This is a genomic window from Mesotoga sp. (assembly GCF_035363035.1).
Taxonomy (GTDB): Bacteria; Thermotogota; Thermotogae; order Petrotogales; family Kosmotogaceae; genus Mesotoga.
Genome location: NZ_DAOSEH010000001.1, coordinates 46,994 through 62,235, shown reverse-complemented (window position 1 = coordinate 62,235; position 15,242 = coordinate 46,994). Strand labels below are relative to the sequence as shown.

Here is a 15,242-nt window from a genome sequence, read left to right as displayed (position 1 = left end):
ACGGTTTCCCCTGTCTATAAATGTGTTCCTATACCGTATCTTTCAGGCGTCGCCCATTGGAAAACTCTCGTGTATTGGGATCGTTACGATCTAGCCAGATATCGCCGAAGGAACGCAGATCGCTTTCGAGATCTTCGTTGTATTCCTCATCGCAGCCCTGGAAGAAATCGATGGGGCTGACGGAGATGAAGCCGGCCGTCACGCTCCTGAAATCTAGATCGGACTCTTCCGATTCGTAGATTATCTCTCTTCTCATCCAATAAACCGGCTCGCCCCACTCATTGGTGTTCTTTTCGAACCAGCGCCTCTTTACAAGTCCACCCGGTCTGGTACGCGCTATTCCGTAAATATTCTGCCGCGGAACAGAGGGTACGTTTACGTTGAGAACGGTGTACCTTGGTAATTTTCTCCAGTCGTAATAAAGTATGAATTTATCGACAAAATCCAGAGCGGCTGAGAAATCGGGGTTCTCTTCAGACACTACCGAAACGGCGATCGCCGGAATGCCAAGGGTTCTCGCTTCTAGCGCTGCCGAGATGGTACCCGAATATCTTATGTCCACTCCCAGGTTTTGCCCGTGGTTGATCCCGCTCACCACTATGTCGAAACCGTTCTTGCCGAAGAGAGTGAAGGCGGCCACTACGCAGTCTGCCGGCGTGCCACTCGTGCAGAAGGAACTGACACCTTCCACGGAAGCCTTTTCTCGTATTCTCACGGGAGTCAACCACGTAATTGAATGGCTCACACCGCTCCGGTTACCTTCCGGAGCCACAACCGTAACATCGTGAGTGAGCGCGAGCCTTTTGGCGAGAAGCCGAATCCCCGCGGCCTCAATGCCATCATCGTTGGTAAGAAGTACTTTCAATTGAATTCACCACCCAATAAACTTTAAGTATCGATCGACCCATCAACCGGCCAATACAGAGACTGAGTCAGAAACGCATTTTCAGCCGCGTCCGTCTTTCCGCTTTTGGATTCAGAGATGAAGGAGTTCCCGGGCCCATTCTCTTGAAGTCTCAACATACTCGTCCATTCTCGAGGCGGGCGATTCGAAATCGATCTCCTGAACGATCTCGTTTCCCTTAAGGGCTTTTTTCAGGTCCTCCAGCGCTGCGCCTATAATTCCTTGGTGCGTACAGAAGAGGGCGATCCTTTTGCCTTTAATGGCTGCCTTCTCGAGAAATGTGTTGAACGGCGGTGCGTAAGTGAGGGCCCATACAGGCGTGCCGATTATGATCATTTCGTAAAGCCCAGGATCGAAATCGTAAGGCTCGAGTTCGGGTTTGTTGTTCATGGTTACCGATTCGCTGCCCCAAACGTGTTCCCTTTCGGAATTGTATCCGGGTGTCGATCTAATCTGTTCGGGATTCTCCACGTGGTGGTAATAGGTACGAGCGAAATCCCCGGCAGGCACCAGTCTCAACAAATCAGCGCCGATCGAAGACGCCATAGCCTCGGCCAGCGTCCTGGTGCTTTCATCGAAAGAAAAGTAGATTACTATTGACTTCATGCTCTTCGCCTCCTCATTGGCGGTCTAACAAAATCTCGCTGAATGGAATGTCTCACTGGATAAGAAAAGACAGACCTCTTAGATACTCTCACATATATTATAGACTGAAAAACCGTCGATTTCAGGACTCATTGTTAGGGCTGTGCGTAGCAGATTATTGATAAGAGCCGGCAAAGAACATCGAGAGTTCGCTTCACTCTCTCTCTTTCTCTCTCTCTTTCTCTCTCTTCCTCTCCTCTGGTGCCCCGCTCTTTCGATCATCTTAATTATCTATTCGCATCCGGCATGTATAATTCCGTCGAGGTGATGTAATGAAAATAGATCCAAGATGCATACCATGCAATATGAGTGCGCTGGTAAGAATACTTTCCCAGAACGGTGTGAAGCGCGAAGAACAACTCGTCGCCGCCGGACTATTCTTGAAAGATATGGCGGAGATGGATCTGGAGGCCGAAACTCCTATTGAAATCGGGCGTAATGTGGGGAAGGCTCTAAAAGCGGTCATGGGCGAGATCGACGCCTTCAGGGAGGTTAAAAAAGCGGCCGACGATCTCTTAATTGAGGTTTACAATGAGCTCAAAGAGAAACTCCGTGCGCTCGAAGACCCTTTGATCGGAGCTCTGAAGCTCTCGGTGGCTGGCAATATCATAGATTTCGCCCCGGGCCACAGGATCGACATCGATTCAACTATGAGGCAGGCCCTCGCCGCTCCCTTTGCGATCGACGATCTTGAAGAACTATCTGAGAGAATCAAAGGGGCAAAGAGTATGTTGATCGTGGGCGACAACTGCGGCGAAGTGGTTCTCGATAAACTCCTTATGGAGATAGCCGGAGTCCCGGAGACGTATTTCGCAGTTCGCAGCAAACCGGCCTTGAACGATGTCACCATGAAGGAAGCGCTCGAAGTCGGTCTGGACAGCGTCGCCACTCTTATCGATTCCGGAGCAGACGCACCCGGTATGCAGGAAGATCGAATGAGTGACGAGTTTGAGGATATATATACCGGTGCCGACGTGGTAATCTCTAAGGGACAGGGCAATCTGGAGGGATTGAGTTCTGCCAAGAGAGAGATCTTCTTCCTTTTGATGGCCAAGTGCGAGGTCATAGGCAGTTTTCTAAATGTCCCAAAAGGGTCGTTCGTAGCCTACAGAAAGGCATGATCGGGGGGAGCGGATATGGAGTGGTTCAAGGATTTCTCAATTCTGGTGGTTGACGACGATCTACGCTCGGAAAACACTGGTGGAAGAGCAACTCGAGAGATAATAAAAGAGCTCCAGAAAAGGGGCCTGTCCGTTATAGAATCGTACTCGGGTTACGACTGCAAAATCGAATTCATGTCTCACTCCAACATAAGCTGCATCTTGCTTGACTGGGATCTCGTGATAAGATCCGATGAAGAGTTCCTCGGCCCGGGAGAGATCATAGAGATAATTAGGAGCAAAAACGCCCTTATACCGCTCTTCCTGATGACCGAAAAGCTCAGGGTCAAAGAGATTCCCCTCGAGATAGTCAGTCAGATAGATGGTTACGTATGGAAACTAGAAGACAGTCCATCTTTCATAGCCGGTCGTATCGAAGAGGCTATCGAGAGATACATGGAGGAGCTTCTACCGCCCTTTCTCAAAGAGCTGATCCATTACGTGGATGAGTTCAAATACTCTTGGCACACCCCGGGACACAGCGGTGGCGAAGCCTTTTTGAAGTCCCCAACCGGGAAGCTCTTTCACAGGTTTTTCGGAGAGAACGTCTTTCGCAGCGATCTCTCTGTATCGGTCCCCGAACTCGGATCTCTCCTCGATCACACCGAAGCCATCGGCGCGGCCGAAAAGTTCGCGGCAAAGATCTTCGGAGCCGACGAGACGTACTTTGTCACCAACGGAACATCAACGTCCAACAAGATTGTCTTCCATTCATGCGTCACGCCCGGCGACATCGTTCTCATCGACAGGAACTGCCACAAATCTATAATGCACTCGATAATAATGACAGGCGCTATTCCGATATACCTTACACCCAGCAGAAACTCGCTCGGCATTATCGGTCCCATTCATGAAGAGGAGTTCGACTGGGCCGAGATAGAAAAGAAAATCAATTCCAGTTCGCTGGTCAGTGACAAAGAAAACTTCAGAATCAAGCTGGCAGTCGTGACGAATTCAACGTACGACGGACTCTGTTACAACACCAGGAAGATAATCGACAGACTCGAGGGCGTTGTGGATTACGTTCTCTTCGACGAGGCATGGTACGCGTACGCCAATTTTCATCCGATGTACGTGGGCAGGTACGGGATGTCCCCGGAAATAGACCGAGAGAGGGCTCCTACCGTTTTCACGACTCATTCGACTCACAAACTTCTCGCCGCTTTTTCACAGGGTTCGATGATACATGTGAAAGACGGGAAGAAGAAGATAGATCACGGGAGATTCAACGAAGCCTATATGATGCATATGTCGACCTCTCCTCAGTACGCAATAATCGCCTCGCTCGACGTTTCCTCGAAGATGATGGCCGGAAACTCCGGTCGGTTCCTAATAGACGAAACAATACAGGAGGCGATCGTCTTCAGGAAGAAGATGAAACACCTGAGCGAAGAGATAGAGGACAAAGAGATCGATCGCAAGAGAAGATGGTGGTTCGAGATCTGGCAGCCTTCACAGATCACCATGGAGAACGAAAAGGGTGAGAGGAAAAGAGAAGATATAGAAGATATCGACGAACAACTCCTCAAGGACCATCCCGAGTACTGGTGCTTGAAGGGGAATGAGGACTGGCACGGCTTTGGAAAGCTGGAAAGCGATTACATACTCCTCGACCCCATCAAAGTGACCGTGATGACACCGGGGATAACCAAACAGGGCAGAATGAGAAACTGGGGGATACCGGCCACCATAGTGACCACTTTTCTCAGGGACCGCGGGATAGTGGTCGAGAAATCCGGACACTATTCCTTCCTGATACTCTTTTCGCTAGGCCTCACCAAAGGAAAATCTGGTACATTGCTGGCAGAGCTTTTCACGTTCAAAAAGCTGTTCGATGAAAACGCCCCTCTAGACGATGTCTTCCCGGATATAGTCAAGAAACACCCGAAAAAATACGGCAAAATGACTCTCCAGGAGCTGTCCGAACAGATGCACGAGTACCTTCGAAAGGCCAGAATCGCCAGGGTTTTGAAAGACGTCTATTCACAGGCCCCCGAACAGGTGATGCTTCCTGCCAGAGCCTACTCGGAACTAGTAAACGGCAACACCGAATTGGTCAGGATAAGGGAACTTCAGAACAGGATATCTGCCGTAATGGTAGTTCCGTATCCCCCAGGCATACCGGTGATCATGCCCGGTGAGAGGTACACGCCCGAAACGAAGAGGATAGTCGAGTATCTCAATTTTTCCGAGGATTTCGACAACAGGTTCCCCGGATTCGAAAACGAGATGCACGGTCTCAAGGTGAAGCTGGACAGCAACAACAAAAAGAGATACTACACCTATTGCCTGAAAGAAACACCTCAGGAATCCACATAATTGGCACGAATCTGTGAGTGGAATAATCTTGAGTTTTATTATCTGTATTATGTAAAATACAGTAAAGGGGTGATTTTATGTACGACAGACAGGAAATCGCCAGAGCGATAGAACTCAGGATTACACAGAGGAAATTCGAAAACAGACGGCTCCAGGAGTCTGAGATAGCTTCGGTGAGAGATTCTATGAATGGAATAGAGCATCTCGAGAGCGCCGGACCTCTCCAGTGGTACTATTCGTGTAACTTTCCCATCGCGTCAGGGATAGTTCTGGCAAAGATGAAGGATTTTTCGACCGAGAAGCTTGTGGAGTACGGCTTCGAAGGGGAACAGATAGTTTTGAATCTCACGCTCAAAGGTTTCGGCACCAGCTGGGCAAGACTCCCCAATTACCTCTCCATGATCGTTCTAGGTTATCCCGAGAAGAATGAGATCACGGATATAGAAAGGGCTGCACGGCATCTTTACCGGAATTCAAATCGAAAACCACTCGAAGAATTGATCACAGGCAGAACGGAATTGCTGGATTCTGAAATGCGGGAAATACTCCTTTCCGGAAGACTTGCTCCCTCTTCGTTCAACCGTCAGCCGTGGATCTTTGAAATTCTGGGTGAGAGAGAGATAGCCATACACGGCTGGAAGAAGCTGCCAGCCATATACGAGGAAGTGATATCGATAGATCTGGGTGTGGTACTTTCCCACGTCTATCTGATGACGCGCGCCATCAAGGACGAGGTTGCCCTGGAGAGAAAGAGCTCCAGAACTTATCTGCTCAGATGGTCCTGAAGTCTCTTCGGCCCGGATATCTGTGCATCGACTTCGACTGATGTATAATATACCGGATCAACTTCCTGGAATGGAGGAATTTTTGTGTTGCCTGAAGGTGTGAATTTCTGCGATTCAAGAAACTACGACTTTCTATCCTCTCTTTTCAGACTCCAAAACAACGAGTTGATAATGGAGAGATTCAAAAGGTTACCTCCCAGTCTCGAAATGGAACCGAACGAGAGAATCCTGAAGTGGGTCGAGAAGACAAGAAAAACACTTCCCGAGGGAATCAGAGAAAAACTTGAGATCTTCTTCGACAGGGAGTCTTTTTTCGCCCTCTTCCTGACCAACCATATAGCAGCTAAGAAGTTGATGGAACCGGAGTCTCTACTTTCCTACCTTTCAACAATGTCCGACAGGGACCTGATAGTGAACTTTCTCTGCTCCGGTCATGGATTCTCCGGAGAGGCCGATCTTTTGAAGCCGATTTCGGCCAGCGATGACGAGCGAGAGCTGATAGAGTACATATCTAAAAGCATGGCCATGCCGACGAAACAAAAGGCCGACCTCTTGAAGCTCTGTAATGATCCGTCTGCAGCCAGAAAAGAGCTGATACATCTTCTGCTGTGGTACAACGAAAGGATTTACGGCGAACTACCCTTTGACCCGATACATGAGGTCGAAAAACAGCGATCGAAGCTGCACGCTCTTTTCGAGAAGTACGGAAAAAACTACGTTCAATGGCTCACCGGGAGTTCTGCCAGGAGTGGCGTTCCTTCAACCGGATCCATTACCATAGCGGTCTCCTTCTTCTACGAAATCATTTTGTTGAAGGGCTCCATCCCTTACAGAAGAGAGGACATATACGTCGTGGGATACAGATACCCCGAAAGGATAACCCCTCCGGTCGATAGAATGGCTTCGGGGGTCGATCTCTTCACCATCCTGGCAAACGACGTGAACCTGCGCATTCTAAAAAGACTCTCTCAAGCTCCCATGGGAGTGACGGAAATAGCCCTTTCCACTAGATTGACCAACGTTGAGGTAACCGATTACCTGAGCGTGTTGATGAGATATGGCGTCATTGAAGACAGCGTGGAAGGAGACAGAAGGCTTTTCAACCTGAACAAAGCCTTTTTGGTTAAGGCCGTTGGAGATTCTGTTAAGGAGATCTTTGGAGAGGCTATCGATGGCTGATGTTAGGGTTTTGAACAACGAGGCCGTCTCCGTGCTCGCAGCGCTTTTTCGGCTCAACAACCATGAGAAAATGATCGATCGAGATACTCTGGCTGCCGACCATCTTGCACGATGGGTTATAAAATCCAGAGTATCCATTCCCGCGGAACTCTTCGAAATGATTGAGGTTTTTTTCAGCTGGGATAGTTTCTTCGGGTTGAGGACGCTTCCTTATATTTGCTTCGAAGGGATCGATTCCTGTGAAGCGTTTATGGAGTGGCTGGAACGGCTTTCACCGCAGAGTTTGATGGCAAAGTTTTTCAGCCCGCAATACTACGAAGACTGCGAAGCGAGAGATCTCGCCTTCAGACTGCTGGAGCTCGACGAGCGAGAAACCCTCAAATACGTGTTTTCAAACCTGGAACTCGGCAATTCCAGCAGGTACTCGGCCATCGAAATCCTCAGAGACCAGAACGGAGCGAAAGAAAGCTTTTCGAGTCTTTTGCATTTCATTTGTCGGGAACTCTTCGACGGCGAGTTCTTGGAAATCTTGCGGGAAAGCTCCCGGACCTTCAGAGAGCTTTTCAATGGCAACTTCTCTCTCTATGGCCAACCATTTCTAAGAGAGCTGCTGGATATCGAAAGACGGGAAGAAAGTAGCGAGTCGGACTTGTATATTTTTTCTTCATGGTTTCTCGGAGGCTCCGTTATTACCGTCAACCTGCCTGAAAGGAACTCGGTGATCTCAATTGTAGGCGAAGAGACGATGAGGAAGAAGAATATGCTACCGGAAGCTATGGACCCTCTCGAAATAGCGGGAGTGCTTTCTGTAGAAGGCTCGATGAACCTTTTGAAAACTCTCATGAACCGCAGGATGAACATAAGATCGATCGCCAAGGAGACAGGCCTTCATAGACACGGGCTGGTCGAAAAACTGGCGGCGCTATCCAGGCAGGGATTGGCCGTTACAGGCGTTTCCGGCGATGAATTCTGGTTTGAGACCGACGAGCAACTGATAGACAGGGCTTTGCTGATTATGAGAGAGATGATGGTAGGAAAGCGGGTGGCCGACCACCCGCTACAGTAGTCGATCGCAGAGAAAGCCTTCCGACACTTCGAAGAGCTCTTCTATCCAGTCGAGCCTCTGATACTTGTGGTTGGCCCCCTTGACCGTGTGGAAGACAATCCCCCTATCTCTGGCGTAACGTAATACTGGTTCGTAAGGTACCGACTCGTCTTCCGACCCGTGTATTATCATTAGCGGGCCGCGGTAGTTCGCCAGTTCCGCGGCGGCATCTACGCTGAGCCCGTCCTTTTGAAAGCCGTGGCCTAGCTTTAACCCAAGAATATCTTTGTACTTCTCGTCGCTGGAAAAGCTGTACTCCTCTCTGGAGAAGAACTCGCCGTTCATTATGACGGGCGACCAGAGGAGTACGGCGTCGAACTCCCTCTCCCTTCCGGCTAGCAAGGAAGCGACCATTCCGCCCATGCTGTATCCTATAAGCGCCAGCTTTCCATTGAAACAGCTCTTCTCTTTCACCAGAGCCACGATTTCCAGAGCATCCCGGAGTTCCGTCAGGGGAGACATATCGCAGAACTCGCCCTCGCTGTCACCCGAACCACGGAAGTCGAATCTTACGGTCGCGACACCGCTTTCCACGAGTCTTCTTGAAAGTCGCGGATATTTGAAGGTCGAAACAATATGCTCTCCGGTGAAGCCGTGAAGCATCACCACCACAGGAAAACTATCGCCGCTTTCGGGGAGCTCGAAGATTCCGAAGATCCTGTTGCCTTCGATTCCCGATGTGAAACTCTCTATTCTCGACATAGACTCAACCTCAATCGATCTTCAATCTAGATTTCATGAATCGCACGATTTCTTCGTCCGGCGGCTCTTTACCTGTCGCCTGATTCCATTTCAAAACCAGGCCGCCGCTCTCCCTATGTACTATCCCCTCGGAAGGTCCTTCGAAGGAGAGACCGCCATCTTCGAGCGAGACTCCCCAGGACAGTTCCTCAAAGAGTCTTTCATAAGTACTCAGCGAATCATGTGTGATCGCCTTTCTGGCGAGGACAACGATCAGCAGACCACCACTTTTTACGTAATTCTTGATAAAAGTGATCTGCTTTTCCGAAATGGCCATGAAGTCCTTCATGAAAGTGTCCTGATCGGGAAGCGGAAGGATCAACAGCTGGCCACTGTTCAACGTTGATTCCGTCAGTTCGCCTATCACTGGTCTCACATCGCCGCCGAGATCGCTTAAAAGTTCCGTCAGGTATTTCAACTCGGACACATAGTAATTCTCGTGAGAAGTGTCGAGATGAGCGACGAACCTGGTGAAATTGATCTTCAGCCCGAAGGCATGTTCACCGTTGACATAAAAAACTAGATCTTGAGAAGTGCAGTCCAGAGTTTCCTTTATCTCGACACAACTCATGGCCGGAAGGATGTATTCTCTCTCCAGAACCGGTCCCTTCTCACCCATGATAGTCAACGTGAGACTCTCTTCGTTCCTTCTGGCGTTTATCAGGTCGAAGGCTATCTCGAAAGGCAGCCCAAAAACCGGTCTGGCGTCGATAGATCTGGCGTTCAACAGATATCTCTCACTGCTGCTCTGGAACCAGATGGGCGAGGATACGATCTCGTTTCCGTCCTTCTGGTCTATCTTCACGAAATACCAGTTGTAAGAGAGCGGATTCTCTACATCGACCTCGACTGTCCAGGAATCGCCCTCCACTTCCAGCGCCGTCGATCCCTCGTTGCTGTAAAGCCAGGCCGATGCTACGGGCTCACCGGGATCACTGTATTCGATACTCAAAGTAGCCGCCGGCAAATCGTAGAGAATATCGCCCATCTTGGCCCGACCCGTCGAGAAGGATATGAAGGCGTTCCTGTCCTCGCTTGCATAGATATTCCTCGTCTTCAGAGCCTCGTAAACCTTCTCGGTAGTCAGCTCGTCGATCACGAAGGCCGTTCTCGCGTCGTTGGCCGTCGCCCAGTTCTCGTAGTGGTTGTCCTGATTGGCCGAGGCGCCGACGTGCCAGCCTCTGTTCAGAGCCCTCTGGTAACGTTCCAGGTATTCCGGCTTGATCACGTTGTTCGATTTTCCAGCACCGTTGCCCACTTCGATGGTGTTGATATAGAGATCCACTTCTGGAAAGTACAGAAAATCGAAGAAATCTCCGTAGGTTCTTCCCGGATGGCAAAACTGGGCCGTAGCCTTTTTCTCGACTATCCATGCGTATATGTCCAGGAGGTCCGACCTGCTCCTGTCGAGGAACTTTTCGGTGTTGTAGATCGTAATGTGGCCGCGACTGGTAAGTGTCCACTCGTAACCCGATATCGCTATGAACTTACCCTCCCGTGTGTACTCTCTAGCCAGGTTGCGGACGACATCGAGCTTCATGGAGCCGTCGGGAAGGGGATAGACCAGATCGTGGCAGTGCTCGGTTATGGCCTGTATGTCTACCGCGCCAGAGTCTCTGGCATGCCTGAAAGCCTGGTCGGGCGTTCCACGCCCATCGGAGTAAGACGTGTGCGCGTGGATGTTGCCGAAAAAGACTGAACCGCAAACGGCCAGAGAGATCAATGAAAACAATACGACAAATACTCTCTTCACTTCAAACACCTCTCAAAAAACAGGGGCAGCCTGAGACTGCCCCTGTCGTCGCTGAATAAAGATCAATAGTAATCGTCGAGAACTCTCTGTGCATCCTTGTGGAGCTGTTTGAGAACTGCGTCTACATCCTTGGTGGGATCGGCCATGACCGATTCCCAGGCCGACGTGATCATGGCGTGTACCTCGGGATAAGGACCATACCAGGGTCTTCTTACAGCGCTGTCTCTCAGTTGCTGGTATGTGAGGGCGAATCTCGGGTCGTCGGTCATGATTTTCTGTATTTCGGGCGATTCGAAGGCCGAGATCCTGCTGGTCATGTAACCGGTCGCGAGCGACCATTTCGCTGTGTTCGCGGTCGAGGTGAGGAACTTGAGGAATTCCCAGGCAGCTTCTTTCTCGGCTTTCGGTCTCGAGGAGAACATGAAGACATTTGCACCGCCGATCGGAACCACGAGCTTTTCCTGCATCGGCATTATCGTGGCGCCCAGATCGAACTTGGCGTTCTGTATGAGGTAACCGAGGCTTCCGGTAGAGCGAACGACCATCGCTATTCTACCGGAAAGGTCCAGCTCGTTTCCGCCGGTCGTTCCGAATATGAAGATTCCCTCTCTGACGCCCTTCTGGAAGAAATTCCAGGCGTTTACAGTCTCGGGAGAGTAGATCAGCATTTTTGTGCCGTCTTCCGATATGATCTGTCCGCCAAACTGCCATATGTAGGCCTCGAGAAGCCAGTCGTCGATGCCAAACCTGTAACCGAAAATATCGGGACCCAGTGCCTTGATCTGCTTGGACGCGGCATAAACTTCGGTCCAGGTCTTCGGAGGGTTATCAGGATCTAGACCGGCCTGCTTGAAGAGGTCCCTGTTGATGTACATCAACGGGGTGCTGCAGTTGAGAGGGAAGCCCAATAGTCCCTGCTCGTAAGTGTTGGCAGCTATGAACCTCGGCCAGAAATCGTCGAGCATCGCCGCAAATTCCGTATCCTTCTTGATGAATTCGTTGAGATCCTGGAAGGCTCCACCATCGACGAACTGACCTATCCTCGCCTGCTCGATCTGAGCGAGGGTCGGAACATCTCCGGCGACCAGCGCCGCGAGCAACTTTTGCATCGTATCCTGGTAGCTTCCGGTATAGACGGCTTCTACTTCGATCTTGCCCTCTTGGAGCTTATTGAAGTCTGCCACGATATCCAGAAGAGTCTGCGAATAGATACCCGTCTGGGCGTACCACATCGTTACCTTAACAGGCGCCGCAAAAGCCAGGGCGACTGCCGCGATGAACAGAACGGCTAGCAAAATCTTTCTCATAAAAGAACCTCCCTTTCAAGATTTGGGTTACTCTTTCAAACCCGAGATGCTTATTCCTTCGACGAACTGTCTCTGAACAAAGAAAAAGAAAACTATAATCGGTAAAACGGCCGTAGTCGAAGCAGCCATCCTCATCGTCCACTGAGTCTCCCAGCCGCTGACGAACTGCGAAATCCCGACCTGAATCATCTGTTTCTTGGCGTCGTTTATCACTATGAGCGGCCACATGTATTCATTCCAGTGTGCGAGGAAGGTATAAAGAGACATCGTATACAGGGCCGGTTTCGACAGAGGTATGATGATCTTCAAAAAGATCCTCATCCTGCTGGCGCCGTCGATTATGGCCGCCTCTTCGAGTTCCCTGGGTATTCCCATGAAGAACTGCCTCAACAGGAAGATACCGAAGGCCGAACTCATAAACGGAACTATCAGAGCTTTGTACTGGTTTATCCACCCGAACTGCTTTACGATAACATAGAGAGGGACCATGGTAACTTCCGGCGGAACCATGAGCGTTCCGATCAAAACCATGAAGACTATACTAGAGCCTTTGAACCTTATCCTCGCCAGTCCGTAAGCTGCGAGCGAATTGAAGACCAGCTGCAGTAGAGTCACTGCCAGTGCAACGAAGAGAGTGTTGACCACGTACTGACTGAGTGGTATCAGTTCAAAGGCTTTGACGAAGTTCCTGAAATCGAAGATCGTCGGCAGAAAACTGGGCGGTATCGTGAAAGCCGCGTCCTCCGTTTTGAAAGAAGTAACCAGCATCCATATGAAGGGGAGATTGATCAGTATCGCGACGAACAATACGAGTAGTATCACTGTGGTTCTCAATACGATATGAGGTTTTTTTCTCATGAGTAATGCACCCTCTTTTTGCTGATCGCGAATTGAATGAGGGTGAGAACGACCATCAAGGCGAACATGAACACGGCGATGGCCGAGGCGTAACCGAACTTGAGATACCTGAAGGCGTTTTCGTACAGGTAGTAGGTTATAACCTGTGTGCTCTTGGCCGGTCCACCGCGCGTCATGACCGATACGGAAACGAAGACCCTGAAAGAGGCGATGAACTGCATGATGACAACGAACAACGTGGTCGGAGAAAGAAGCGGAAGAGTTATACTCCTGAACTTATCCCAGGAGGTGGCGCCATCGATCTCGGCGGCTTCGTAGTAAGTCCTGGGTATGGTCTGGAGTCCGGCCAGAAAGAGAACCATGTTGTAGCCCACACGTTTCCAGACGCCGACAATTATCAGTCCGAGCAGAGCGTAATTGGGATCGCTCAACCACTTGATACTTTTTATGCCGAACCATGAGAGGAAGTAATTCACCAGTCCGAAGTTCGGCTCATACAGCCATCCCCATATGACGGCCGCGGCGGCCATCGAGGTTACGACGGGAATATAGAAGAGAGTTCTGAAGATCCCCTTTCCCTTCAACCACTCGATATTCAACAGCATAGCGATAAGAAGACCTAAAATAACAGAAGGAACAACTGTGCCCAGTACGTAAAGAACCGTTGTCCAGAGAGAGCCCCAGAAATCCGGAGTCTCAAACATCCTTATGTAGTTCTCCAGGCCGACCCACTTCATCGGTCGAATCATGTTCCAGCTATGAAACGAGACGTAGAAAGCCCAGGCGAGTGGAAGATAGATAAAAATCACCTGAACAACGAGCGCAGGCGTAACCGTTAACCAGCCAGTTATAACCTCCCTGGAACGACGCCGCAAGTGTATCACCCCGCTTATCCGACAGTACCGAAAATAAGTTACAGCGATTATGACAGCAAAATCCAGGCACGAGATCAAAAACTAGATCAAAAAAAAGAAAGCCGACGCCATAAAGGCGCAACTTTCTCATCATCTCTGTCACGCTGGAAATAGTTTAGCATATTCATCGACGCGAAATCAACCTGCGAGAAATATAGGCTTTTTAATCGCTATTTCGTGTTATTATTCCCAGCGAGAGAGCGAAGCATTCTTTTAATGAAGGGAGTTTCAATATTTTTCGAAGTGAGGTGACCGGCATGCCAAAAGTACCGATAGAGGAGAATTATCTTGAGAGCGATGAGTTTCGTTTCGATGGAAAGGCGGCCCTGATACTCTCCGGCGGCGGTGCGAGGGGCGGCTACCAGATAGGCTGCTGGAAAGCCCTCAAGGACCACGGTATAAAGATAGCCGGTGTTTACGGAACCTCGGTAGGCTCGATAAACGCCGCGGCGGTCGCGATGGATAACTTCGAGTTGGCGACGGAACTGTGGAAAAACATGGATTATTCAACGGTGATGGAGATAACGCCCGAAGTGGAGTCGGTGATTCAAATGGCTAAAGCCAAAGCCGGCATCAGGGAGGTCTTCATGGGCATTAAGCTTCTGATGGACGGCAGGGGAATCGATATAACTCCCCTGAGGCAGTGCCTTCATTCCAGAGTCGACGAAGAGTACGTCAGGAAATCGGGTATAGATTTTGGGCTGGTCACGTATTCTCTAAGCGATATGAGGCCGGTGATGCTGTACATAAACGAGATACCCAGGGGAATGCTCGTCGATTACATTCTTGCGAGCGCCAATTACCCCGTTTTCAAAAGAGAGGAGTTCAACCGCCGCAAGTTCATAGACGGTGGGGTTTATATAAATATTCCCATAGACATGGCCAGAAAAAAGGGTTTTACAAGCATGGTAGTAATCGACATAGGCACCAAGAGCCTTATTGACAGACTTAGAGTGATAGCCGGAACCTTCGACAGAGACAAAACTCTGTATATAAGGCCGAAAAGACACTTCGGCAGCCCCATGCAGTTCGAACGGGAGATAACGATGAAATATCTAATCGAAGGATACCTAGACACCCTAACGGCTCTGGGTGTCGTTCAGGGCAGTTACACGTACATCTACGAGACGGAAGATATTCTGGCAAAACTGTTCTGGTCTATAGACGAGGAAACGTTTTCCAGGGCGCTCGGTATTCTGAACATAGAACGCAAGAAAACGGAAAGCCCTATGTACTTTTATTTCAGACAGCTTCTGCCGCTTCTGGAAGTCGGCTTCAAGACCTACGGAAGCAAACGCATCCTCTGCGACCTTGCCGATTACACCTTCGAGCTGATGGAAATCGAAGAATTAGAGCTCTATTCGGGGTTCGACTTTTTCGAAGCGATATCCGCAAAGCCCCCGGTCTCTTTCGAAAACGTTCGTGGGGCCACTATCAACGATATACCCCTGGCCGGCCTGCTGGAGATGTTATCGCTAGTATATAGAAAGAGCAGATTCAGGGTGAAAAGACCGGCCAGATTCGATCTTTACCGGAGTAGCCTGGACTTCCTGGGAGCGAAGTGAAAATCTC

Annotated in this window: 13 protein-coding genes; 6 read left to right on the top strand and 7 right to left on the bottom strand. The window is 49.9% G+C overall.

Annotation, left to right across the window (positions count from 1 at the left end; translation table 11 throughout):
* Window positions 1-28: 28 nt before the first annotated feature.
* Complete coding sequence (surE, locus tag PKX57_RS00310; protein ID WP_213920941.1) at window positions 29-865, bottom strand: 5'/3'-nucleotidase SurE; 837 nt, start codon at window positions 863-865, stop codon at window positions 29-31.
* A 111-nt stretch (window positions 866-976) separates the two neighbouring features.
* Entirely contained in the window at window positions 977-1,510 is a 534-nt protein-coding gene (locus PKX57_RS00305) for a flavodoxin (RefSeq protein ID WP_213920942.1), read from the bottom strand.
* Between the two features lie 311 nt (window positions 1,511-1,821).
* On the opposite strand from PKX57_RS00305, the gene PKX57_RS00300 reads away from it, so the two are divergent.
* From PKX57_RS00300 to PKX57_RS00280, 5 genes are all read left to right on the top strand, one after another.
* Window positions 1,822-2,670: an ARMT1-like domain-containing protein gene (locus PKX57_RS00300; protein WP_213920943.1), complete on the top strand. Its 849-nt coding sequence runs from the start codon at window positions 1,822-1,824 to the stop codon at window positions 2,668-2,670.
* Between the two features lie 15 nt (window positions 2,671-2,685).
* Entirely contained in the window at window positions 2,686-5,028 is a 2,343-nt protein-coding gene (locus tag PKX57_RS00295; protein ID WP_213920944.1) for an Orn/Lys/Arg family decarboxylase, read from the top strand.
* A 77-nt stretch (window positions 5,029-5,105) separates the two neighbouring features.
* Complete coding sequence (locus PKX57_RS00290; RefSeq protein WP_213920945.1) at window positions 5,106-5,813, top strand: nitroreductase family protein; 708 nt, start codon at window positions 5,106-5,108, stop codon at window positions 5,811-5,813.
* 84 nt (window positions 5,814-5,897) lie between these two features.
* Window positions 5,898-6,992, top strand: a complete 1,095-nt coding sequence (locus PKX57_RS00285; RefSeq protein WP_213920946.1) for a winged helix-turn-helix domain-containing protein — start codon at window positions 5,898-5,900, stop codon at window positions 6,990-6,992.
* Window positions 6,985-8,058, top strand: a complete 1,074-nt coding sequence (locus PKX57_RS00280) for a hypothetical protein (protein WP_213920947.1) — start codon at window positions 6,985-6,987, stop codon at window positions 8,056-8,058. Before PKX57_RS00285 ends, PKX57_RS00280 begins: the two co-directional genes overlap by 8 nt.
* Here PKX57_RS00280 and PKX57_RS00275 read toward each other — a convergent pair.
* The 5 genes from PKX57_RS00275 to PKX57_RS00255 form a co-directional block, all read right to left on the bottom strand.
* Window positions 8,050-8,799 carry an alpha/beta fold hydrolase gene (locus PKX57_RS00275; RefSeq protein ID WP_213920948.1) on the bottom strand — a complete coding sequence of 250 codons (750 nt, stop codon included), beginning with the start codon at window positions 8,797-8,799 and terminating at the stop codon, window positions 8,050-8,052. The genes PKX57_RS00280 and PKX57_RS00275 overlap by 9 nt on opposite strands.
* A 10-nt stretch (window positions 8,800-8,809) precedes the next feature.
* Window positions 8,810-10,591, bottom strand: coding sequence for a CehA/McbA family metallohydrolase (locus PKX57_RS00270; RefSeq protein WP_213920949.1), 1,782 nt, complete (start codon window positions 10,589-10,591; stop codon window positions 8,810-8,812).
* Between the two features lie 62 nt (window positions 10,592-10,653).
* Window positions 10,654-11,898, bottom strand: coding sequence for an extracellular solute-binding protein (locus tag PKX57_RS00265; RefSeq protein ID WP_213920950.1), 1,245 nt, complete (start codon window positions 11,896-11,898; stop codon window positions 10,654-10,656).
* A gap of 27 nt (window positions 11,899-11,925) precedes the next feature.
* Window positions 11,926-12,756 carry an ABC transporter permease subunit gene (locus tag PKX57_RS00260; protein WP_213920951.1) on the bottom strand — a complete coding sequence of 277 codons (831 nt, stop codon included), beginning with the start codon at window positions 12,754-12,756 and terminating at the stop codon, window positions 11,926-11,928.
* The gene (locus tag PKX57_RS00255; protein ID WP_213920952.1) at window positions 12,753-13,631 is read right to left on the bottom strand and encodes an ABC transporter permease subunit; all 879 of its coding nucleotides are present in this window, start codon (window positions 13,629-13,631) and stop codon (window positions 12,753-12,755) included. Before PKX57_RS00255 ends, PKX57_RS00260 begins: the two co-directional genes overlap by 4 nt.
* A gap of 296 nt (window positions 13,632-13,927) precedes the next feature.
* On the opposite strand from PKX57_RS00255, the gene PKX57_RS00250 reads away from it, so the two are divergent.
* A complete protein-coding gene (locus PKX57_RS00250) occupies window positions 13,928-15,235 on the top strand; it encodes a patatin-like phospholipase family protein (RefSeq protein WP_214048686.1) in 1,308 nt (435 codons plus the stop codon).
* Window positions 15,236-15,242 lie beyond the last annotated feature (7 nt).